This window comes from Polaromonas eurypsychrophila (assembly GCF_014641715.1).
Lineage (GTDB): Bacteria > Pseudomonadota > Gammaproteobacteria > Burkholderiales > Burkholderiaceae_C > Polaromonas > Polaromonas eurypsychrophila.
The window spans coordinates 148,426-169,696 of the sequence record NZ_BMIG01000009.1 but is presented as its reverse complement, the minus strand read 5'-3'; the positions used below and the strand labels follow the sequence as shown (position 1 = coordinate 169,696).

18 protein-coding genes and 2 tRNA genes are annotated in these 21,271 nt (G+C 61.1%); 8 read left to right on the top strand and 12 right to left on the bottom strand.

Annotated elements, in window-relative coordinates; all coding sequences use genetic code 11:
* Window positions 1–92: 92 nt before the first annotated feature.
* From IEX16_RS13515 to IEX16_RS13505, 3 genes are all read right to left on the bottom strand, one after another.
* Window positions 93–1,292 (bottom strand): ABC transporter substrate-binding protein, encoded by a 1,200-nt coding sequence (locus IEX16_RS13515; protein ID WP_188709001.1) that lies wholly within the window; start codon window positions 1,290–1,292, stop codon window positions 93–95.
* 158 nt (window positions 1,293–1,450) lie between these two features.
* Entirely contained in the window at window positions 1,451–3,028 is a 1,578-nt protein-coding gene (locus IEX16_RS13510) for a benzoate-CoA ligase family protein (protein ID WP_188709000.1), read from the bottom strand.
* Between the two features lie 78 nt (window positions 3,029–3,106).
* Window positions 3,107–3,589 (bottom strand): flavodoxin domain-containing protein, encoded by a 483-nt coding sequence (locus IEX16_RS13505; RefSeq protein ID WP_188708999.1) that lies wholly within the window; start codon window positions 3,587–3,589, stop codon window positions 3,107–3,109.
* A 106-nt stretch (window positions 3,590–3,695) separates the two neighbouring features.
* On the opposite strand from IEX16_RS13505, the gene IEX16_RS13500 reads away from it, so the two are divergent.
* The 5 genes from IEX16_RS13500 (at window position 3,696) to IEX16_RS13480 (ending at window position 8,132) form a co-directional block, all read left to right on the top strand.
* Window positions 3,696–4,583, top strand: coding sequence for a helix-turn-helix transcriptional regulator (locus tag IEX16_RS13500; RefSeq protein ID WP_229676340.1), 888 nt, complete (start codon window positions 3,696–3,698; stop codon window positions 4,581–4,583).
* A gap of 26 nt (window positions 4,584–4,609) precedes the next feature.
* Complete coding sequence (gene boxC / locus IEX16_RS13495) at window positions 4,610–6,304, top strand: 2,3-epoxybenzoyl-CoA dihydrolase (protein ID WP_373288344.1); 1,695 nt, start codon at window positions 4,610–4,612, stop codon at window positions 6,302–6,304.
* A 118-nt stretch (window positions 6,305–6,422) separates the two neighbouring features.
* Entirely contained in the window at window positions 6,423–7,847 is a 1,425-nt protein-coding gene (gene boxB / locus IEX16_RS13490) for a benzoyl-CoA 2,3-epoxidase subunit BoxB (protein WP_188708997.1), read from the top strand.
* Between the two features lie 88 nt (window positions 7,848–7,935).
* Window positions 7,936–8,012 (top strand) — tRNA-Pro (locus tag IEX16_RS13485).
* A 43-nt stretch (window positions 8,013–8,055) separates the two neighbouring features.
* A tRNA-Arg gene (locus tag IEX16_RS13480) sits at window positions 8,056–8,132 on the top strand.
* Between the two features lie 23 nt (window positions 8,133–8,155).
* Here the strand turns inward: IEX16_RS13480 and IEX16_RS20045 are convergent.
* Genes IEX16_RS20045 through IEX16_RS13470 form a run of 3 tightly spaced genes read right to left on the bottom strand, consistent with a single transcriptional unit; the run spans window position 8,156 to window position 9,521 of the window.
* Window positions 8,156–8,359, bottom strand: a complete 204-nt coding sequence (locus IEX16_RS20045) for an ATP-binding protein (protein ID WP_229676344.1) — start codon at window positions 8,357–8,359, stop codon at window positions 8,156–8,158.
* A 35-nt stretch (window positions 8,360–8,394) separates the two neighbouring features.
* Window positions 8,395–9,276 carry a sensor histidine kinase gene (locus IEX16_RS13475; RefSeq protein ID WP_229676339.1) on the bottom strand — a complete coding sequence of 294 codons (882 nt, stop codon included), beginning with the start codon at window positions 9,274–9,276 and terminating at the stop codon, window positions 8,395–8,397.
* Window positions 9,277–9,284: 8 nt separating this feature from the next.
* Entirely contained in the window at window positions 9,285–9,521 is a 237-nt protein-coding gene (locus IEX16_RS13470) for a hypothetical protein (protein WP_188708996.1), read from the bottom strand.
* A gap of 132 nt (window positions 9,522–9,653) precedes the next feature.
* On the opposite strand from IEX16_RS13470, the gene IEX16_RS13465 reads away from it, so the two are divergent.
* On the top strand, window positions 9,654–10,355 hold the full coding sequence (locus IEX16_RS13465) for a hypothetical protein (protein ID WP_188708995.1): 702 nt from the start codon (window positions 9,654–9,656) through the stop codon (window positions 10,353–10,355).
* 99 nt (window positions 10,356–10,454) lie between these two features.
* On the opposite strand, the gene IEX16_RS13460 is transcribed toward IEX16_RS13465, so the two are convergent.
* From IEX16_RS13460 to IEX16_RS13440, 5 genes are all read right to left on the bottom strand, one after another.
* Complete coding sequence (locus IEX16_RS13460; RefSeq protein ID WP_188708994.1) at window positions 10,455–11,714, bottom strand: acyl-CoA dehydrogenase family protein; 1,260 nt, start codon at window positions 11,712–11,714, stop codon at window positions 10,455–10,457.
* 23 nt (window positions 11,715–11,737) lie between these two features.
* Complete coding sequence (locus IEX16_RS13455) at window positions 11,738–12,847, bottom strand: phosphotransferase family protein (RefSeq protein ID WP_188708993.1); 1,110 nt, start codon at window positions 12,845–12,847, stop codon at window positions 11,738–11,740.
* Between the two features lie 3 nt (window positions 12,848–12,850).
* Window positions 12,851–13,576 carry a Crp/Fnr family transcriptional regulator gene (locus IEX16_RS13450; protein ID WP_188708992.1) on the bottom strand — a complete coding sequence of 242 codons (726 nt, stop codon included), beginning with the start codon at window positions 13,574–13,576 and terminating at the stop codon, window positions 12,851–12,853.
* A gap of 105 nt (window positions 13,577–13,681) precedes the next feature.
* Window positions 13,682–14,461, bottom strand: a complete 780-nt coding sequence (locus IEX16_RS13445; protein WP_188708991.1) for an oxepin-CoA hydrolase, alternative type — start codon at window positions 14,459–14,461, stop codon at window positions 13,682–13,684.
* Between the two features lie 162 nt (window positions 14,462–14,623).
* On the bottom strand, window positions 14,624–16,144 hold the full coding sequence (locus IEX16_RS13440; protein WP_188708990.1) for a 3-hydroxyacyl-CoA dehydrogenase: 1,521 nt from the start codon (window positions 16,142–16,144) through the stop codon (window positions 14,624–14,626).
* 254 nt (window positions 16,145–16,398) lie between these two features.
* Between IEX16_RS13440 and IEX16_RS13435 the strand changes: the two genes are divergently transcribed.
* Window positions 16,399–17,994: a hypothetical protein gene (locus IEX16_RS13435; protein ID WP_188708989.1), complete on the top strand. Its 1,596-nt coding sequence runs from the start codon at window positions 16,399–16,401 to the stop codon at window positions 17,992–17,994.
* Between the two features lie 142 nt (window positions 17,995–18,136).
* Window positions 18,137–20,155 carry a type IV pilus assembly protein FimV gene (locus IEX16_RS13430; RefSeq protein WP_188708988.1) on the top strand — a complete coding sequence of 673 codons (2,019 nt, stop codon included), beginning with the start codon at window positions 18,137–18,139 and terminating at the stop codon, window positions 20,153–20,155.
* A 40-nt stretch (window positions 20,156–20,195) separates the two neighbouring features.
* Here IEX16_RS13430 and IEX16_RS13425 read toward each other — a convergent pair whose 3' ends face one another.
* On the bottom strand, window positions 20,196–21,203 hold the full coding sequence (locus IEX16_RS13425) for a D-2-hydroxyacid dehydrogenase family protein (RefSeq protein WP_188708987.1): 1,008 nt from the start codon (window positions 21,201–21,203) through the stop codon (window positions 20,196–20,198).
* Between the last annotated feature and the right edge of the window lie 68 nt (window positions 21,204–21,271).

Genomic DNA, 21,271 nt, shown 5'->3' with positions numbered 1-21,271 from the left:
GCCGCGGGTCCGGCTCCGCCGGCCCGCAGGCCTAGCGGCTCCCTCGGGGGGCAGGGCGCTACACGCAGTGAGCAATCGTGGGGGCTATATCTTCAGGCCATCTTGCAGCCGGCGCCGGAGTCGGCGAGGGCTTTGGCGGCAATGCCCAAGACCTTGTTTTCCTTGTTCTCGACGACGCGCAGATAGATGTCCTGCACCGGGTTGTGCGACTTGCTCATGGTCCACTTTCCGCGCGGGCTGTCGATCACGGCAGACTCCAGCGCCTTGTACAGCGCTGGCTTGCTGGCCATGTCGCCCTTGACGGCGTTGGCGCCCTGGACCAGCAGCAGGCCGGTGTCGTAACCCTGCATGGCGTACACGTCAGGCTGCATCTTGAAGCGGCTTGCATAGGCGGTGCGGAAAGCCTTGTTGCGCGGCGTGTCCAGCGAGTCGCTGTAATGCATGGTGGTGATGATGCCGTCGGCAGCGGGACCGGCGGCATCAAGTACGCCTTCGGTCAGGAAGCCGGAACCATACAGCGGGATCTTGCCCTTGAGGCCGGCTGCGGCGTAGTCGCGGATGAACTTGGCGGCGCCGCCACCGGCGAAGAAGCAGGCCACGGCGTCGGGCTTGAGCGCAGCGATTTCAGTGAGCAGCGCCTGGAACTCGACGTTGGGGAAGGGCAAACCGAGTTCCTTGACGATGGTGCCGCCGGCTGCGGTGTAGCTTTCCTTGAAGCCTTCGAAGGCCTCATCGCCGGCTGCGTATTTCCAGGTGATCCAGACGGCCTTTTTGTGGCCCTTGGCGACCATGGCCTGGCCCAGAGCACGCGTCGGTTGCGAATTGGTGAATGAGGTCCGGAACACATTGGGCGCGCACAGGCCGCGCGTGGCGGCGTGCACGCCGGCGTTCGGGATAAGGCTCAGCACGCCGGAGTCGCGCGCGACTTTCTGGATGCCCATCTGCACGCCCGAGTGCACAGTGCCGACCAGCACATCGACCTTGTCGCGCTGCACCAGCTTGCTGGCATTTTCGATGCCCTTGGAAGGCTCGGATTCGTCATCGACCTTGAAGTATTCGATCTCGCGCCCGCCGAGTTTGCCGCCTTGCTGGTCAATCGCCAGGCGAAAGCCGTTTTCAATCGCCACGCCCAGCTGCGCAAATGTGCCGGTATAGGGCAGCATGAAGCCCACGCGCACCTTGTTGGACTGCGCACGCACGATTTGCGGGAGCAGCAGGCCGGTCGATGCCGCGCCGATGACGGCAGCACTCTGGCTCAAGATCAAACGGCGTGAAGAAAGACGTGAGGTCATGGAAAAACTCCTGGTTGAGGCGGAATAGAAAGCGCTGAACTGACTGGATGTTAACGGTGCAGCGGTTGAAAAACCCTAGTGAAAAACCCGAGATTGAAGATTGAATTGTTTATATATGAAGCAATTTCTCTGCCAACCCGGAAGCGCAACCCGGACTGTCAGCTTTGCGCCTGGCGCAGCTTGAAGCGCTGGATCTTTCCGGTCGCTGTTTTGGGCAGTTCGGATACAAACTCAATCCAGCGCGGATATTTGTATGGGGCAAGCTGCTGCTTCACATGGGCCTTCAGTTCTTCGGCCGTGGCGGCCTGACCGCTCTTGAGGACCACGCAGGCCTTGGGCTTGATCAACTCGTCACTGTCCGCCATGCCGATCACCGCGACTTCGAGCACGGCCGGATGTGTCATCAAACAGGCCTCCACCTCAAAAGGCGAAACATAAATGCCGCCGACCTTGAGCATGTCGTCGCTGCGGCCGCTGTAGGTGTAGTAGCCATCGGCATCGACCGTGTATTTGTCGCCGCTGCGGGTCCACTCGCCGGAAAAGGTGGCCTTGGTTTTTGCACGGCTGTTCCAGTACATCAGCGCCGAACTCGGGCCGCTGATCTGCAGCTCGCCGATCTCGCCGGTACCGCAGTCGCGGCCGTCGTCGCCAACGATGCGCAGTGCATAACCGGGCACTGCCTTGCCGGTGCTGCCGTAACGCACTTCGCCGGGGCGGTTGCTCAGGAAGATATGCAGCATTTCGGTCGAGCCGATGCCGTCGAGAATGTCGCAGCCATACTGGGCCGTCCACTTTTTACCGATCTCGGCCGGCAAGGCCTCGCCGGCACTGGTACAGACGCGCAGCTTCAGTTCCGACTTCTGCGGGCGCGCCGGGTCAGCCAGCATGGCCGCATACAGCGTGGGCACGCCATAAAAGATGGTCGGTTGATGTTTTTTGAGGATGCCGAAGACCTCGGTGGGTGTTGGTCGTGCCGGCAGCAACACGGCAGTGGCGCCCACACTCATTGGAAAGGTCAGGCCGTTGCCCAGGCCGTAGGCAAAAAACAGCTTGGCGGCCGAATAAACCACATCGGACGCCTGGATGCCCAGCACGCCGCGGCCATACAGTTCGGCAGTCTGCATCAGGTGGCTGTGAAGATGCACCGTGCCTTTGGGCGTACCGGTGGAGCCGCTCGAATAGAGCCAGAAACAGGCGTCGTCGGCGCAAGTAGTTGCTATCGTTTTTGTAGCTGTTTGCGCCCGTATCATATGGGCTAGGGCCATATTGGATGATGAATCGTCGCCGGCGGTGATGACTGTGCGCAGCGTGGGGATCTGGCCGATCAACGACTCAAAAACTGGCAGCAGGGCCTTGGAGACGATCAGGCCCTGAGCGCGCGAGTCGCGCAGCATGAAGTCGAAGTCTTTGGTGGTCAGCAGGGTGTTGGCCGCCACAGGCACCACACCGGCCAGAATGCAGCCCAGAAAAGCCACCGGCCACTCGGGCGTGTCCAGCATCGCCAGCAGGACGCGGCTTTCTGGCGCAAACCCCTGGGCCCGCAGGGCGTTGGCAAAGCGGTGCGCCTGATGGTCCAGTTCACCGTAACTGAGCGTGGCACCGCTGGAAGCATCGATGAAGGCCAGCTTGTCGGGGCGGCCGGCATTGCGCGCCAGCAAGTCATGGGCAGCGTTGTAGTCACGGGGAATGTCCAGCCGGGGTGGACTGACGCTGTGGTCGGCGCGGCTCAGGTTCATCATGGTCTCCGGATGCTCTCTTTTTTATAGCTACCTGCACCTGCTGAGCATGAGCTGGAGCCTTTTTTTACTTGAAGCTCAGGTCGCGGCTTCGGTGCTCGCCAGCACCTGCGCCAGCCATTGCCGGCACCACTCGGCGCCTTCGGTTTCGGGCAGCGTGCCGCTGCTGGCGTCATGGATCCAGAGCTCACCGATGCGCTGGGCGCCCAAGCCCTGCAGGCGTTCGTCAAACTTCTTTCCGCCGAAGGCAAAGGTTTGCTGATAGGTGCGGTCGCCGAGCGCGATCACGCCGTAGCGCACATGACCGAGAAACTTGGGCTGGCTGTCCAGTGAGTCGTACAGAACGCGGGCATTGTCGGGAATGTCGCCCTGGCCATAAGTGGAGGTGCAAATGAGATATACCGCATCTTCTTCAGCTGCGCTGTCAAACACGCTGATCTCTAAGCCGTCCATCAACTGCACCTCGATGTCGGGAACCAAGTCGGCGCAATCCATCTGGATTGCCTGCGCGACGTAGTCGGCTGTGCTGGTCATGGTGCCCACCAGAATTTTGAGTTTCATTCAAGTCCCCGAAAAAAGATGCAATAAACTGCTTGACGATGAATTTACGTGAAGTATACTGCAATCTTGATCTAGCGCAAATACTTTTCACAAAAAGTGGTGTTCCATGCAAGTCATGTCCGAAATTGAAGTGAAAGCCACCCTCGCCGAGCTGGGCGCACGGGTGCGCGCCTGGCGGGCCCGTCGCGGCATGACACGCAAGGCGCTGGCCACTGATTCCGGTCTGAGCGAGCGCTTTCTGGCTGACGTCGAAAGCGGAAAGGGCAATGTCTCCATCAACTCACTCGAAGCTGCCGCCCGCGCGCTGAACATCTCGATTCTTGATTTGATGCAGGACGCGTTGCGCCCGGCGCTGGCACGTGTGCAGGGCCTGCTGGGGCGACTCGACGACACGCAACTGGATCAGGCCTACGCGCTGCTGGGTAGCACCTTTGGCCTCAGCGAATCTTCCGGGCGCGAGGCGCGCATTGCGCTGATCGGCCTGCGCGGTGCGGGCAAATCGACGCTGGGCCTGCAACTGGCCACTGAACGCGGCGTGCCTTTTGTCGAGCTGGACCGCGAGATCGAGCGCGAGGCTGGCACCAGCATGAATGAAATTTTGTTGCTGCACGGGCAGGCCGGCTACCGCCGTTACGAGCGCCGTGCGTTGTTCCGCATCGCCGAGGACCATGCCGCCGGCGTTGTCATGACCACTGGCGGCAGCATCGTCAGCGAGCGCGAAACCTTCGACTTGCTGCAAAGCCGCTTTTACTGCGTCTGGCTCAAGGCCAGCCCGGAAGAACACATGGCACGTGTGGTGGCGCAGGGCGACATGCGGCCCTTCGACAGCACCCGCGGCGCGACCAGCGAGGCCATGGAAGACCTGCGCCGCATCCTGGCCAGTCGCGAGGCACTGTACGCCCGCGCGGATGCGGTGGTGGACACCGCGGCCCGCACGCTCAAGCAAAGCCTGAAAGACCTGGAACGCGCCGTTCCGCAGGTTGCCAGTAACTGAAAACACAGGAGACCCCGATGAATGCCATGACCGAACCGCTGTTGTTCAAGCAAGTGATTGAAGGCCAGGAGCGCGAGCTCGTGAGTTTTGCCACACACCCCACCAAGTACCAGCACTGGACCCTGAGCGTGGATGGCGATGTGGCCCGCCTCAAGCTCGACATCAATGAGGACGGCGGCATCAAGCCTGGCTACAAGCTCAAGCTCAACAGTTACGACCTGGGGGTGGACATCGAGCTGCACGATGCGATCAATCGCATCCGTTTCGAACATCCTGCCGTCAAGGTGGTGGTGTTTGAATCCGGCAAGGAAAAGATCTGGTGCTCGGGCGCCAACATCTACATGCTGGGCCTGTCCACCCACGGCTGGAAGGTCAACTTCTGCAAGTTCACCAATGAAACCCGCAACGGCCTGGAAGACTCCTCGCGCCACGACGGGCTCAAAGCCATCGCCTCCGTCACCGGCGCCTGCGCCGGCGGCGGTTACGAGCTGGCCCTGGCCTGCGACCGCATCGTGATGGTTGACGACCGCTCCAGCACCGTGAGCCTGCCCGAGGTGCCATTGCTCGGTGTCTTGCCCGGCACCGGCGGCCTTACCCGCGTGACCGATAAGCGCAAGGTGCGCCGCGACCTGGCCGACATCTTCTGCACCACCAGCGAAGGCGTGCGCGCCGACCGCGCGAAAGACTGGAAATTGATCGACGCGTTTGCCAAGCCGCAGCAGTTCGGCGCCTTGCTTGCTACTGAAATTGAAGCACTGCGTGCCCAGTCCACAAGGGCTGCAGCCTCAAAAGGTATTGAATTGACGCCACTGAAGGCGTTGATCGACGACGCCGGTTACCACTACAGCTTGGTGGATGCGCAGGTGGACCGCGCCGCACGTATCGCCACCCTCACCGTCAAGGCGCCAACCGCTGCGATCGAATCCACACCAGAAACGATTGAAGCCGCAGGCGCCAACTGGTACCCGCTCAAGCTGCAGCGCGAACTCGACGACGCCATCCTGAACCTGCGTACCAATGAGCTCGAAGTTGGCACCTGGGTCATCAAGACCACGGGCGACGCCGGGCAGGTGATTCGTATGGACGAGGTGTTGGCCAAACTCAAGGATCACTGGCTGGTGAAGGAAACCACGGGTGCGTTGCGCCGCACGCTGGCCCGCATCGACGTGACCAGCCGTTCGTTGATCGCGCTGGTCGATGCCGGCTCCTGTTATGCCGGTACGTTTTACGAGCTGGCGCTGGCCTGCGACCGTATCTACATGCTGGACCTGCCGGATTCGCCCGACGCCGCCCCCGCGCTGCAACTGAGTCCGGCCAACTTTGGCTGGTTCCCGGCCGTCAACGGCCTGACGCGCCTGCAGACGCGTTTTTATGAAGACAGCGTGACCATCAAACAACTTGAAAGTCTCGGCGACAGCAAGCTGCGTGCCGACCAAGCGCTCGAATTGGGCCTGGTGACCTTGAGCCCGGACGACATTGACTGGGATGACGAAATCCGCATCATGCTGGAAGAACGTGCATCAATGTCGCCCGACGCCATGACCGGCATGGAAGCGTCGCTGCGTTTTCCTGGCAAGGAAACCATGGAAACACGTGTGTTTGGCCGCCTCTCGGCCTGGCAGAACTGGATTTTCATCCGTCCGAATGCGGTCGGTGAAGACGGCGCCCTGAAACTTTTCGGCACTGGCAAGAAGGCCAAATTCGACTGGAAACGGATCTAAAACCCACTTTCTCTGTCATGCCGGACTCGATCCGGCATCCATGCTTCGCCAGCAAGTGAGCAGCGTGACATGGATTACGGATCAAGTTCGCAATGACAAATCTACCCAAGGAAACACCATGAGCTCCATTGACTTGCAAGCCCTGATCCCCAACAACGTCAACCTCGGCGAAAACCGCCAGTTGCAGCGTGCGCTCGAGCACTGGCAGCCGGCCTTCATGAGCTGGTGGGACGAGATGGGCCCGAGCGACTTTAACGCCAAAGAGGTTTACCTGCGCACAGCCGTTGGCGTGGACGCTTCCGGTTGGGCCAGCTATGGCTACACTCCCATGCCCGACTATCGCTGGGGCATCTTCCTGGCCGACAAGGAAGAAAACCGCAAGATCGGCTTTGGCGACCACATGGGCCAGGACGTCTGGCAGGAAGTGCCGGGCGAGTACCGGAGCGCCTTCCGCCGCCTGATCGTCACGCAGGGCGACACCGAGCCGGCCTCGGTCGAGCAGCAGCGCCTGCTGGGCCATACCGCGCCTTCGCTGTACGACCTGCGCAACCTGTTCCAGGTCAATGTTGAAGAGGGCCGGCATCTGTGGGCCATGGTTTACCTGCTGCATGCGCACTTTGGCCGCGACGGCCGCGAAGAAGCCGAAGAGCTGCTGACCCGCCACAGCGGTGACGCCGACAAGCCGCGCATCCTGGGCACTTTCAATGAACCCATGGACAACTGGCTCAGTTTCTTCATGTTCACCTATTTCACGGATCGCGACGGCAAGTTCCAGCTCAAGAGTTTTGCCGAAAGCGCGTTTGATCCGCTGGCGCGCACCACGCGCTTCATGCTGACCGAGGAAGCGCACCACATGTTTGTCGGTGAGACCGGCATTGGCCGCGTCATTAAGCGCACGCTCGAAGTGATGAAGGAGCTGGACACCGACAACGTCGACAGCCTGCGCAAGGCCGGCGTGATCGACCTGCCGACGATTCAGAAATTCATGAACTTCTGGTTCACCTCCTCGCTTGACCTGTTCGGTTCGGAGGCCTCGTCCAACGCCGCCAACTACTTCAGCAACGGCATCAAGGGTCGGCCCGACGAAGCCAAGTTCGCCGACCATGTTGAACTCGAAAGCGAGATGACCATCCAGGTGCCGGACGGCAAGGGCGGTTTGAAAAACGAGACCATTTCCACCCGCAACGGCATGAACGAGATCACGCGCCTGGAATACGTCAAGGACTGCGATGTCGGCGTGACACGCTGGAACATGGGCATCAAACGCGCCGGCGTGGATTTTGAACTGAGCCTGCCTAACACCCGTTTTCGCCGCAGCGTCGGTGCCTGGGCTGGCGTGCAAACCGACCCGCAGGGCAAGCCGATCAGCGACGCCGAGTTCGATGCCAAAAAAGACGACTGGCTGCCCAACGATAGCGACAAAACCTACATCCACAGCCTGATGCACCGCGTGACCGAGCCGGGCAAGATGGCCGGCTGGATTGCTCCGCCTGACCGCGGTATCAATGCCAATGCGGTGGAATACGAATACGTCAAACTCTGAGGACATGGCCTCCACGGTGGCCGCTGAGCAAATAAATGGGCCTTGTCGCGAGCCGGGACAACAGTTCGGGCTATAATCTTGGTCTTGTCGGAGTGTGGCGCAGTCTGGTAGCGCACCTGGTTTGGGACCAGGGGGTCCAAGGTTCGAATCCTTGTACTCCGACCAAGAATTCAATGAAAAAAGCTCACTCTGTGGGCTTTTTTCATATCTGCCCGTAGCTCAGTTGGATAGAGCATCAGCCTTCTAAGCTGAGGGTCGGGGGTTCGATCCCCTCCGGGCAGACCAGCGGGGCTGTTTTTTCTGGGTCTCTACTGCCTGGGAAGGTCGATGGAGAAAACGCAACCTGAGCCTGGCAGGTCACGAACTGTCAGAACCCCTTTGTTGGCTTCAACGCTGCGCCGGCAAATGGACAAGCCAAGACCCACACCGGATTTGTCTGCGCCATTCTGCTTGAACGGCAAGAACAGGTCTTCCGGGTTGCCCGGCGGCAGGCCCCCACAGTGATCCTGCACATCCAGGCGGATGCGATCACCCACCACCTGGACGCTCAATACACACGTGTGCCGCGCGCCGTGAATTTGAAGGCGTTTTGCAGCAGGTTACCGACGGCCGAAGACAGCAATTCCTCGTCCACTTCGACAAATAGTTGGGGGTCCACTTTCACCACGGAGAGTTCGCAACCGCGGGATTTTGCCTCTAGCGATGCGGTTGCCTGAATGCCGGCAATGAAGTCGCCCAGATTGATGCGCCTGGAGCGCGAGGGCAAACCCGCGGCCATTCGCACGTCAGCGAGCGAGTGATCAACAATACTTTTCAGGCTCAACAGGCTGCGGTCCAGTACACCGCCGGTCGCCCCAGCGAAGCCCACCGCCCCCAGCTTGATATAGCTGACGGCCAGCATGGCGGTGTTGATGTGGTTGCGTAACTCGTGAGCGACAAAGCCCAGGCGCTGGTTCAAGGCCTGGCTTTCCCGGTCGTCGCTGATCAGTTTTCGCTGGTGCGAGAACTCCGTGACAGCATCGGCAATGCCATTGTCCAGGCAGCGATTGAGCGTTCGAAACTCTTCGGTCTCAATCGGGGCATCGAGTTCGAAGGCCAGGTCGGTGATGGCCTGGCACAAATCGCCATAGTCATGAACCACCTGCTCGACGGTGAAGCCGTTCAGCGACAGTTCCCGCCCATGCTGCGTTGCTGCTTCGCCGAGTTCGGACGCATGGGAGGGTCCGCCGGCCGCGCCTGAGACCTGCATGCCTTCTCTTCCGGAAGAGTTCTGCTCCAGTTGCAGGGTTTTGATCACCTGGTCCAGAAAGAGGGGTATTCCGAATTCCATGTCTTCGTGACCGGGCAGCGGGCTGGACCTTCTGGCAGTCTTTGTCTTGCAGCTGGCAATCAGTGCGGTGCGATGCAGGGTCAGAAATTCATGGAGCATTATTTAGCCTATACCCATCCCCAAAAAACGACGGTGCGGTAGCGCACTAAAGGCTTCCTGCGCTCCCTGAGAAAGGGAAAAATTTCATAGTTTTCCGCAAAATCAGCGCTTTTTGTCGCGCGTCCTTCCATGCAGCACCCTGCCTGCCTGTCATTGATGCCGGGCGCCTTGAGGTAGTCGGTTTCTGGCGGGAGTTTACTGGTTTTGGCCGGCAGATACAGGAGGAGGGCGCTGGATTCGGACAAAGCGCTGGCTATCCGTCCGGCCCGTTCGGGCCATCAGGGTGGCCTTTGGGTGTGAGCCATGACTAAACCTTGATCTTCCGTATTTCCTTTTCAACATATGATGTTTGCTGCACTTCAAGAAAAGCCGCAACCATGTTTGATCGCCTGAAAAAGGTCTTCGCGAGAGGCGAGTCGGGCTCGCAGGACGCTCAGTCGCCCGAGGGCACGTCGGAATTGTCGTCCGTCTCGGAATGGGCGGGCACCCAGGGTTTCAATTATTTTCCCCAGGACAAGGGACTGGGTTTCTTGTTGACTGGCCAGGTGCGCGGCAAGCCCTGGAAGCTTGAATGCGGGTCGTCCTCCCGCGACTACATCCTTGGCGACGAATTGCGTGCGCGTGCGGAGCTGGGTGTCAACGGTGATGCGGCTGTGCTGATCATGAACCGCCCGCTCAAGGAATCCCTTGAAAAACGCGCTTACGCGATCTACACCGACTCGCTGCAAACCATGGCCGACCCCAGTCTGCCCGAAGAGATGCGCTGGTTGGCCATGTATGAAGAGTTTGGCTGGAGCAGCCTGGTGCCGGAGTTCTGGGAACGCTACACCGTGCTGGCCGACCAGCGCGAACACGCGCTGGCCTCGATAGACAACAACCTGGCTGAGCTACTGCTGTCCTGGCCGCAACCTGGCCCCGATGCCCAGAATCCCTTCATCCTGATGTTGCTGCGCGGCAAGGCCTATTTGCGCATGCAGTACGTACCCGGAGACATTGCGACTTTGCAGCACGCCGCCGTCACTTTCACCAGTGCCTGCGATGTGGCGCTGGCAGGCTTGGGCACCGATATTCTGTTGTAGTGGCCGTCCACTGCTTTTTACAAGAAAAAAATGGTGCCAACCCATGTCGGGTGGGCACCGTAAGCTCGCATTCTGATAGCGCGTAGAGGCGCGGCCGGATCAGCTACCGCGTGTGATCGGCATCTCGACCTCGCCGGGCATGGTCAGGTGTTTGGCCAGCTCCAGCTTGGCCAGTGAGGCACGGTGCACCTCGTCCGGGCCATCGGCCAGGCGCAGCGTGCGCTGGTGTGCATAGGCGTAGGCCAGCGGGAAGTCGTCAGACACCCCGCCGCCGCCGTGCGCCTGGATCGCCCAGTCGATGATCTGGCAGGCCATGTTGGGCGCCACCACCTTGATCATGGCGATTTCCGCCTTGGCGACCTTGTTGCCGACCGTGTCCATCATGTAAGCGGCCTTCAGCGTCAGCAGACGGGCCTGGTCAATCATGCAGCGTGCATCTGCAATACGTTCGTGCCAGACCGACTGGCGCGCCACTGGTTTGCCAAAAGCCACGCGCGTGTTCAGGCGCTTGCACATCAGCTCCAGCGCACGTTCGGCAATGCCGATGCTGCGCATGCAGTGGTGAATGCGTCCGGGGCCAAGGCGGCCCTGGGCGATTTCAAAACCGCGGCCTTCGCCCAGCAGCATGTTGCCCACGGGCACACGCACATTGGTCAAGCGCACTTCCATGTGGCCGTGCGGCGCGTCGTCGTAGCCAAACACACTCAGCGGGCGTATCACTTCGATGCCCGGCGTGTTGGCCGGCACCAGAATCATGGACTGCTGCTCGTGGCGACCCGCATCGGGGTTGGTCTTGCCCATGACGATGTAAATCGCGCAGCGCGGGTCACCGGCGCCGGATGACCACCATTTCAAGCCGTTGAGCACGTAGTCGTCGCCATCGCGCTCGATACGGCATTGGATATTGGTTGCGTCGGACGAAGCCACTTCGGGCTCGGTCATCAGGAAGGCCGAGCGGATCTCGCCCTTGAGCAGCGGCTCCAGCCAGCGGTCCTTGTTGGCCTCGGAGCCGTAACGCGCAATGGTCTCCATGTTGCCGGTGTCGGGCGCCGAGCAGTTGAAAATTTCCGGCGCAAAGGGCACGCGACCCATGATTTCGCACAGCGGGGCATATTCGAGGTTGGACAGACCCTCAGGCGCGCGCGGCGAGTGCGGCAAAAACAGATTCCAGAGGCCGGCGGCACGGGCCTTGGGTTTGAGCTCTTCAATAATGGCCGTCGGAATCCAGGCGTTGCCCTTGGCGCGGTTTTCGGCAATTTCTTGGAAAAATCGTGCCTCATTGGGATACACATGCTGGTCCATGAAGGCCAGCAAGCGGGCCTGCATGTCCTGAACCTTGGGGGTGAAGTTGAAATCCATACTTTTATCTCCTGGAGTGATCGTTAGGTTTGAGAGGTCTGGCCGGCCTGGCTTTTTTGCGCAAAATCCCACGCCATGCGCGCCAGTGCCGGCGCGCCTTTGGCCGAGGCGACGGCCTGGGCGCTGGCGGCGGTACCGGCTTCGACCCGTTTGGCAATGCCCTGCAAAATTGCGGCGAGGCGGAACAGGTTGTAGGCGAGGTAAAAATTCCAGTCGGCCTTGATCAACCTGGGGCTGGCAAAACCGGTGCGCTCGCAATACAGGCGGATGTATTCGGCTTCCGTCGGAATGCCCAGGCTGGCGACATCCAGCCCGCCGATGCCACGGAAAGCGCCGGGCGGGATGTGCCAGGCCATGCAGTGGTAGCTGAAGTCGGCCAGCGGGTGCCCCAGCGTGGACAACTCCCAATCAAGCACCGCGAGCACGCGCGGCTCGGTCGGGTGGAACATCAAGTTGTCGAGCCGGAAGTCGCCGTGCACGATGCTCACCATGGCCTCATCGCGCGCACTGGCCGGGATGTTGGCCGGCAACCAGGCCATCAACTGGTCCATTTCGGGGATGGGCTGCGTGATGGAGGCGGCGTATTGCTTGCTCCAGCGGCCGATCTGGCGCTCGAAATAATTGCCGGGTTTGCCGTAGTCGGCCAGCCCGCGCTCGGCAAACTTCACCTTGTGCAGCGCGGCGATCACGCGGTTCATCTCGGTATAAATTTCGGCGCGCTGGGCATTGGTCATACCAGGCAGCGACTGGTCCCAGAGTACGCGGCCCTCGACAAACTCCATCACATAGAAGGCACGCCCGATCACGGCCTCGTCCTCACACAGGCAATACATCTTCGCCACCGGCACATCGGTGCCCTGCAGGCCGCTCATGACCTTGAACTCGCGCTCGACGGCATGCGCTGACGGCAGCAACTTGGCCACCGGGCCCGGCTTGGCGCGCATCACGTAGGCGCGGGACGGTGTGATCAGCTTGTAAGTCGGGTTGGACTGGCCGCCCTTGAACATCTCGACACTCAGCGGGCCTTCAAAGCCGTCGAGGTTTTTATCAAGGTAAGCGCCGAGCGCGGCGATATCAAAGGCATGCTGGCCCGAGACCTCGCGCGTACCCAGGAAATGGTCGAAGTTGCTCATGCTTTATCTTTCCAGATCGGCTTCAGAAATACGCAGCAAGGCTTCGCGGTTGCGCACCACCAAACCGCCCGGCTCGATACGGATCGCATCCTCGCGTTCCATGGCCTTGAGTTCCTGGTTCACGCGCTGGCGTGAGGCGCCCAGCAGTTGTGCCAGCTCTTCCTGCGCCAGCTGCAGGCCGATGCGCACCTCGCGTCCGTCGCTGAGGCTGCTGACGCCGTAGCTGCGCACCAGGTGCAGCAACTGTTTGGCCAGCCGTGCGCGCAAGGGCAGGGTGTTGAGATCCTCGACCAGGCCGTAAAGCTGGCGAATCCGGCGCGCATGCAGGCGCAACATCGCCTCGTATAGCTCCACATGCATGGCCAGGATTTTTTTGAAATCCGCTTTGGCCACGCACAGGATGGTGGTTTCGCCATGAGCATAGGCGTCGTGGGTGCGCCGGTCGCCGTCGAAGATCGCCACATCGCCGAACCAGATGCCCGGCTCCACATAGGTCAGCGTGATTTGTTTGCCCGAGATCGAGGTCGAACTGACACGCACCGCACCTTTGGCGCAGGCAATCCACTGCTCTGGCGGGTCGCCGCGGGCGGCGATCAGTTCGCCATCCTTGAATCGTTGGACGTAAGCGCATCGAAGTATGTCGTGCCTGAGTGAGGGGGAGAGGGATGAAAACCAGCGGCCGCCGTTGATGGCTTCTCGTTCATCTATCGTAAGAATGGGATCGTCCATGGCCTGTCTTTTGGGTGACTCACAAGCGGCCTATTGTCGCGCCAGAGACGGCGTTGCTGGTGCCCAGCTGTCGCCTCGGTGTCCGCCCAGCCACGCGCTGCTGGCTCAGTCGTAAAGGGGCCTGCGTTTTTCCAGGAAGGCCGAGATGCCTTCGCCGCCGTTGGGGTGGTGCAGGTTGCGCACAAAATGCGCCCGCTCGGCATCCAGCTGCTGGCCCAGGGTGCTGCCCGGGGCGTCGTTGATCAGTTCCTTGATGCTCGCAAGTACATTGGGCGCGCGGGTATTAAGTGTGTCGGCCAGCTTGAGGGCTTCACTCAGTGCATCGCCGGGGGTCACACAACGATTGACCAGCCCGAGCGCTTGTAGCCGCGGCGCACCGATACGGTCCCCACACATCAGCAATTCGGTCACCACCTGGCGCGGCAGGGCGCGGCTCAATGCCCAACTGCCGCCACCATCTGGCGACAGCGCGACGCTGCTGTACGCCATGACAAACACGGCATTGTCCGCGGCGACCACCAAGTCACAGGCCAGCGCGAGCGAAAAGCCCGCACCGGCCGCCGCGCCCTCTACCGCTGCAATAACGGGTTTGGGAAAGGTGCGTATCGAATCGATCCAGCTGTGCAGGCCGTTGATGCTTTGCGCCTGCACCTCCTGCGGCTGTTCACGGTTGGCCAGCAGGCGCTGCAGGTTGCCGCCCGCGCAGAAGGTGCTGCCTTCGCCGGTGATCACCACGCTGCGGATCTCCGGGTTGTTTTCGGCAGCGTTGAGTGCCTCGACACCGGCGGCATAAATCTCCGGGCTCAGGGCGTTCCTGAACTCGGGGTTGCTCAAAGTCAGCACCAGGGTGGCGCCGTCGCTGGTGCTTTTGAGTGCGCCTGCCATATCAGTTGTTCCAATCCAGCGAGATGAGGAGGAGATGCGGAACTCGGCCCCATACACGGCACCCTTCAAGCGGGGGCCGCGGAACTGGCTTCGCCAGGCCGCAGGCGCCGCCCCCTAGAGGGGGAAAGGTGCTACACGAAGTGAGCATCCGAAGGGGGGGTGTCATGATTCCTGGTGCATCAGGCTCAGGCCGATGGCGCCGCGCCGGCGCAGCCACGGGGAAGGGCGGTAACGCGGATCGCCGTACACGGTCTGCATGTTGAACAGCACTTCCAGGATATTGGTCGGACCGTAGCGGTCGCCCATGGCCAGTGGACCCAGCGGATAACCGAGGCCGAGCGTGACGGCGGTTTCCAGGTCTTTCGGGGTGCAGATGCCCTGCTGGCAGATGTCACTGGCGATGTTGACGATGGTGGCCACCACGCGCTGCGTCACGAAGCCGCCGCTGTCGCGGATCACGCTGACGGCCTTGCCATCGCGCGCAAACAGGGCGTGCGCGGCATCGCGCATGTCGCTGCGGGTGGCGGGGTTGGTGGCCAGCACGCGGCGTTTGGTTGCTGCATCGTAGATCAGCATGTCGATGCCTATGGTTCGGGCCGGGTCCAGCCGCTCGACCACCGCCACGGTGGTGATGTCAAAGCCGAGTGGCGCCACCAGCACCAGCGCGTTCATTGACGGCGAGGCGCCGGTTTCTATGCTGGCGCCGAGGTTCTTCAGCAACTGCAGCAACTCCGAACGGCGCGCTGCGCGCGGCGAGACCCAGACTGGCGGCATCTCGGCGACAGTCGGAGCCGGTGCTTCAGGAGTGACCTGGGCGGCACCGTCCACATAACGGTAAAAACCTTCGCCCGTCTTACGGCCCAGCATGCCCCCGGCCAGGCGTTGCGCGGTGATCACGCTGGGGCGGTAACGCGGCTCGTCGTAATACTGCTGGTAGACCGACTCCATGACCGGGTGTGACACATCCAGCGCGGTCAGATCCATCAGCTCGAACGGGCCGAGCTTGAAGCCGACCTGGTCCTTCAGGATGCGGTCAATGGTGGCGAAATCGGCAATGCCTTCGCTGACCACGCGCAAGGCCTCTGTGCCATAGCCGCGCCCGGCATGGTTGACGATGAAGCCTGGCGTGTCCTGGGCCTGCACCGGCGTGTGGCCCATCTGGCGCGCGTAGGCGGCAAGGCCCTCACAGGTGACTGCGCTCGTCTTCAGCCCGGCAATCACCTCCACCACCTTCATCAGTGGAACGGGGTTGAAAAAGTGGTAGCCAGCAAAGCGTTCAGGATGCTTCAGTCCTGCGGCGATGGCCGTGACGGACAGCGAAGATGTGTTGGTGGCGAGAACAGCGTGCGGAGAAACAACATTTTCCAAAGCTAAAAACAGTGATTTCTTCACATCCAAATGTTCTACCACGGCTTCGACAACCAGATCGCAATCGGACAGGATTTCCAGTCCGGCGGCCGGCAGCAGACGGGCCTTGTAGGTGGTCGCCAATGCTTGGTCCAGCCGGCCTTTGTCGACCAGCTTGTCCCACTGGACGAACAATGCGTCGCGCGCCTTGCCGGCGGCCTCGGTTTGTGCATCAAACAACCTGACCAGGCTGCCGGCCTGCGCTGCCAGTTGGGCGATGCCTCGGCCCATGGCACCCGTGCCAACAATGCCGACCGTTTTATAAAGTGGGTTCATGGAAAAGTATTATCACGCAGCCCTTGAGGGAACTTGTGGACCGAATCGCAGTGCATTTTTGCCCTGAGATATAGTTTTGCCGCAACCCCGCAAGGGGTAAACTTGTTCGAAGCGTTACGGCTCCTTACAGCTGGAGGTGTTCCATGGTATTTCATGAAACGCCCGGTCCATTTTTTTCAGGCATGTCTGTTTTTGAATCTGCGCACCTTGCATGCGCGTTCTTTCGTCAAGTGGGCTATGCCAGAATCAGCCAAGTGATTATTTTTTTACATTTGCTCAAAAAGCGCGGTCTTCTTGCTGCTGGCTTGGGCATCTGCGCAGCGGCGGGAGCCTTGGCCATCACGCTGGGGCCGAATACCCGCTCGGCGGTGCTGGGTCAGCCACTGGATATCTCCGTGCAGATGATGCTCGAATCAGGCGATGACCAACAGGCCTTGTGTCTGGAGGCGAGTGTTTTTTATGTGGACAGGCAACTGGACAAATCACAGGTTCAGGTGTCGCTGGAAAAATCCGCCAATGCCCAGCAGACATTGATACGTATTCGTGCCGCCTCACCTGTTGAGGGGCCGGTGGTTACGGTTCATCTGCGCGCCGGATGCGCGCAAAAAACCATGCGTCGCTATGTGGTGCTTGCAGCTGCGAAACCGCGTTCCGTGGCTCAGGGCAGTGACGCCTCAACGCAGGCGGCTGGCACCCCCCTGTTGGGGGCAACTCTGGAAAACCCGCAAGGCATTGAAAAGATCCAAACCCTGGAGGGCGAATTGCGCCAGTTGCGTGGCGAGCTGCAGAAAACCCAGTCGGCGTTGGGCGCAAGCACTGAGCAGCTTCAACAGGTCCAGAGCCAGCGTCACGACAGGCCATGGGTGTATGGCCTGGGTGGCCTGCTGTTATTGACCCTGGCTGGCTTGCTTTTTCTCTTTTTGCGCCGCCCCCCTCGCCAGCCGCTGCAAGGCTCGCTGTCGGGCAGCTTGCCTGACACGCCCGTGACCGGCGGTGTGGACCTTGACATTGATGAATCATTGTTTGACGACTTGAAGCGTCGTCCGGCGCCTTCCCCCCGCCCCCCGCAAGACTCTATACCGCCTTTGGCGCGGCGAGATCGTGCCAAATTCTCGGTCAGCGTGCCATTTGTGCCGCGCACCGTCAAGGTGCCGGAAATTTTTGACTTGCAGCAACAGGTGGAATTTTTCAGCTCGCTGGGGCAGCAGGACAAAGCCATTGCCCTGCTTCGCAAGCACCTTGTCAACAATGTCAAGACCAGCGCCCTTGTTTATCTGGATCTGCTGGACTTGTACCATCAGACAGGCAACCGGGAGGACTACGAAGTCCTTCGCATCGACTTCAACCGGGTGTTCAATACGCGGATAGCGCCTTTTGACAGCTACACCGCCATCGGCCCCAATGCTGCTGCTTACACAGCGGTCATTGGCCGGATTGAAGCGGCCTGGCCGAAGCGGCAAGTGTTTGACATCATCGACAACGCGCTTTTCCGTGAGCCCGGCAACCCACTTGAAGTGTTGGACCTGGAGGCCTACCGTGAGCTGCTGCTGTTGCATGCGGTGGCTCGCGAAATTATCGACCTCCAGGCAGACCCCACCGATAGCACGATGGACACGCACTGGCCCGATGTCGTCATGCAGCCGAGGTCTTCGCCGCGTTTGGGTCTGGACATCGACCTGAGCACATTCGCACCCGGAGATCACGCTGTCAGCGTTTCCTCTTCGCGAACCCGCGCACCGGTGGCATCCACTTCAGCCCGTCCGGACGATGAACCCACGGTGTTCGACTCCCTCGTTGATTTCGACGACTACGACACCGGCTTTCGTCCGGATGGCATGGAGAAATCCTAGGCCATCGGCATCTCGCGGGAGGCGCTTCGGCGCGACACCGCAGCGTAAAACTTCACGCATTTGTGCATCGTTTGACCCTTTGACGGCGGGACACGCGGCTGGCGTGTCAAAATGTAAACTTGTTTTTTACCAGTTGTAGCGCTTGAAAATCCGGCTTTTTATCCTTGCATCGGTGCTGTTTGGCGCGGTATCGGGCAGCATGGCCGTATCGCTTGGGCGCAGCAGTGGTGCGGTCCTGTTGGGGCGGCCGCTGGATACCACCGTGCAGGTTGAGCCGGGCCCTGCAGACGCTGGTGCCTCGTCCTGTGTCGAGGCCGATGTGTTTTATGCCGACGAACGCATCGCCGCATCCCGCGTGCAGGTCAGCCTGGAAAAAGCGGCTTCGGCGCAGGATGCGCGGATTCGCATCCGTGTTGCCAGGCCGGTCGATGAGCCAATGGTGACCCTGTATGTGCGGGCCGGCTGTATACAGCGGACTGAAAAGCGTTATGTGTTGCTCGCTGATTTGGTCACAGAGCAGGCTTCGGCGTCCAGGGCGCCGGATCCTGCGGCCAGGCCGGCTGCAGAGGCGCGTTCGCTCGCCGATACGTCGTCTGGCGCGGCTGCATCCCGGCGCCCGTCTGCTCCCGTTCGACCCCAAGCCGCGGCAAGCGGCAATCTGGATCGATCGGTGGAACAGGTACCGCGTGCCCGTCGTTCAGTGCCGCCTCAGGCACCCGCCCGGGCCTCACCCAGACTCAGGCTTGAACCCATCGACCTGAGCGTCGAAACATTTCCCCAGCTTCGGGCGTCGACCGAAATGCTGAGCCTTCCGGCGACCAACCCGGAGCAGCGGACCCAGGCGGCGGCCCTGTGGAAAGCGCTGTCGACCGAGCCCGAAGATGTGCTGGAAGCGGCGGCCAAGGTTGCAGCCATTGAATCGGCCGTGCGTGCTTTGCAGGTCGAAACCCGGAAAAACCAGGCGGCGCTGACCGAATTCAGCGCCGCCTTGCAAACCGCCAGACAAGAGCGATATGCCAACGGACTGGTCTACGGCCTGCTCGCAGCGCTGGCCCTCGCCCTGGCCGGTCTGGTTTATGCCTGGCAGCGTTGGCGCAACCCATCTGCAGCGGTTAACAAGCCCTGGTGGCGCCGCCGGACGCCAGTGGACACGGGCTGGCACAGCGAACTCGGTCCGCTCCCCTCCGGTTACAACTTGCATGACGGTCTCGACCTGTCCCTTCCCGCAGCTTCAGGCGACAAGCCGGTACAGGTGAGCGCGGATACGGGCGCGCGCAGCGTCGACCCGCCTCGCGTCGCGCCCTCGCGTGCCATGCCTCTGTCGCGGCGAGACCAGACGGATTTCGGATTGAGCATGCCGCACACTCCGCGGGCCGCAAAAGCCGAAGAACTGTTTGATGTCCAACACCAGGCCGAGTTTTTTGTCTCCATTGGCAAGGAAGATCAGGCCATCTCGGTCCTGCTCGACCATATGGGCGATGATGTCCAGGTCAGCGCGCTGATTTACCTGGACCTGTTCCATCTGTACCACAAGGCCAAGCGCAAAGAGGATTACGAGGAACTGGCCGAGTCGTTCAACCGCATGTTCAATGCCCGGATTCCTGCCTTTGATGCCTACACCAGCACCGGCCGGGGGCTGGAGTCCTACACCTCGACACTTGCGCAGATCCGCACCGCCTGGCCACGGCCTGCCGTGGTGTCATTCATGGAATCGCTGATTTTCCTGCGGCCAGGAGAGCAGCGCGAGCCTTTCGATCCCGAGGCTTTCCGCGAGTTGCTGATTCTTTACGGCATCGCGCGTGAAATCGTCGAAGCGCAAATCCCTCTGTCCGACAACCTGCTGGACTTCGACCTACCCGTTGCCGCAGGCGACGCTGCCCCCACGGCCGGTCTGCCCCTGACGGCGGTGGATGCGCTGCCGGTGATCGAGGATCCGGTTGTTGTGCCAAGCGAGTCCAGAGCGGGGTTGGACATTGACCTGAACAGGCTTGGTGACAAGGGGAGGCCGACGACCGCAGGATCCCCTTTGACCGCGCCTGTGGCTGAGCAGTCCAGTGAGCTCCCGCCGTTAGCCGGGGGCAATCTCATCGATTTCGAGGCATTGACGCCGGGTTCGCCGCCCGCCGCGATCATCAAGGGCGACGCCGCTTTTCGGTATTGACGGCGGTCGCTGACAGTGGGCTGGCAGGCCGCGCCCCTGGCTAGCGTCGGACCTGCAGGGCGCCGGGATTGACGATATTGGTCGGCGTGCCCTTGATGAAGTTCACCACGTTGTCAAACGCTGAACCGAAATACATCTCGTAGCTTTCCTGTTCTACATAACCGATGTGCGGTGTGCAGATGCAGTTTTCCAGGCGCAGCAGCGCATGCCCCTGCAAAATAGGCTCAGATTCGAACACGTCCACGGCCGCCAGCCCGGGGCGACCGCGATTGAGTCCAGCGATTAGCGCCTCCGGCTCGATCAGCTCGGCGCGCGAGGTGTTGACCAGCACGGACGAGGGTTTCATGCGCGTCAGGTCTTCGAGCGTGACCGCGCCGCGGGTGTCGTCGGCCAGGCGCAGGTGCAAGGTGAGCACGTCGCTTTCCTGGAAAAACTCGGCTTTGGACGAGGCGACTTCAAAGCCGTCGGCTTGGGCGCGTGCGCGCGAGGCCTGGCTGCCCCAGACCAGCACCCGCATGCCGAAGGCGCGGCCGTACCCGGCGACGATCTGGCCGACCTTGCCGTAGCTCCAGATGCCGAGCACCTTGCCCTTGAGCACCGAGCCGACGCCGAAATTGGCCGGCATGAAGGCGTTTTTCAAGCCGGCCTGCTGCCAGGCACCGTGTTTGAGGTGGGACACGTAATGGGGAATGCGACGCATTGCGGCCATGATGAGGGCCCAGGTCAGCTCGGCTGGCGCCGTCGGTGAACCGACGCCTTCGGCAACCACGATGCCGCGCTCGGTGCAGGCACCGACATCGACGTGGCTACCCACGCGGCCGGTCTGCGCAATCATCTTGAGTTTGGGAAGTTTTTCGATCAACTGGCGGTGCAGATGGGTGCGCTCCCGGATTAACACGACCACATCGGCATCTTTGAGACGCACAGAAAGCTGGCCTATGCCTTTCACAGTGTTGGTGTAGACCTTGGCCTGGTAGGCGTCGAGTTTGGTTGCGCAGGCGAGTTTGCGCACGGCATCCTGATAGTCGTCGAGGATCACAATATTCATGCCGATATTGTGCCTGCAAGTTCTGTCGCCACCAGGAGGCGGCCCCAAAACGTGTAGCAGAACGCAAT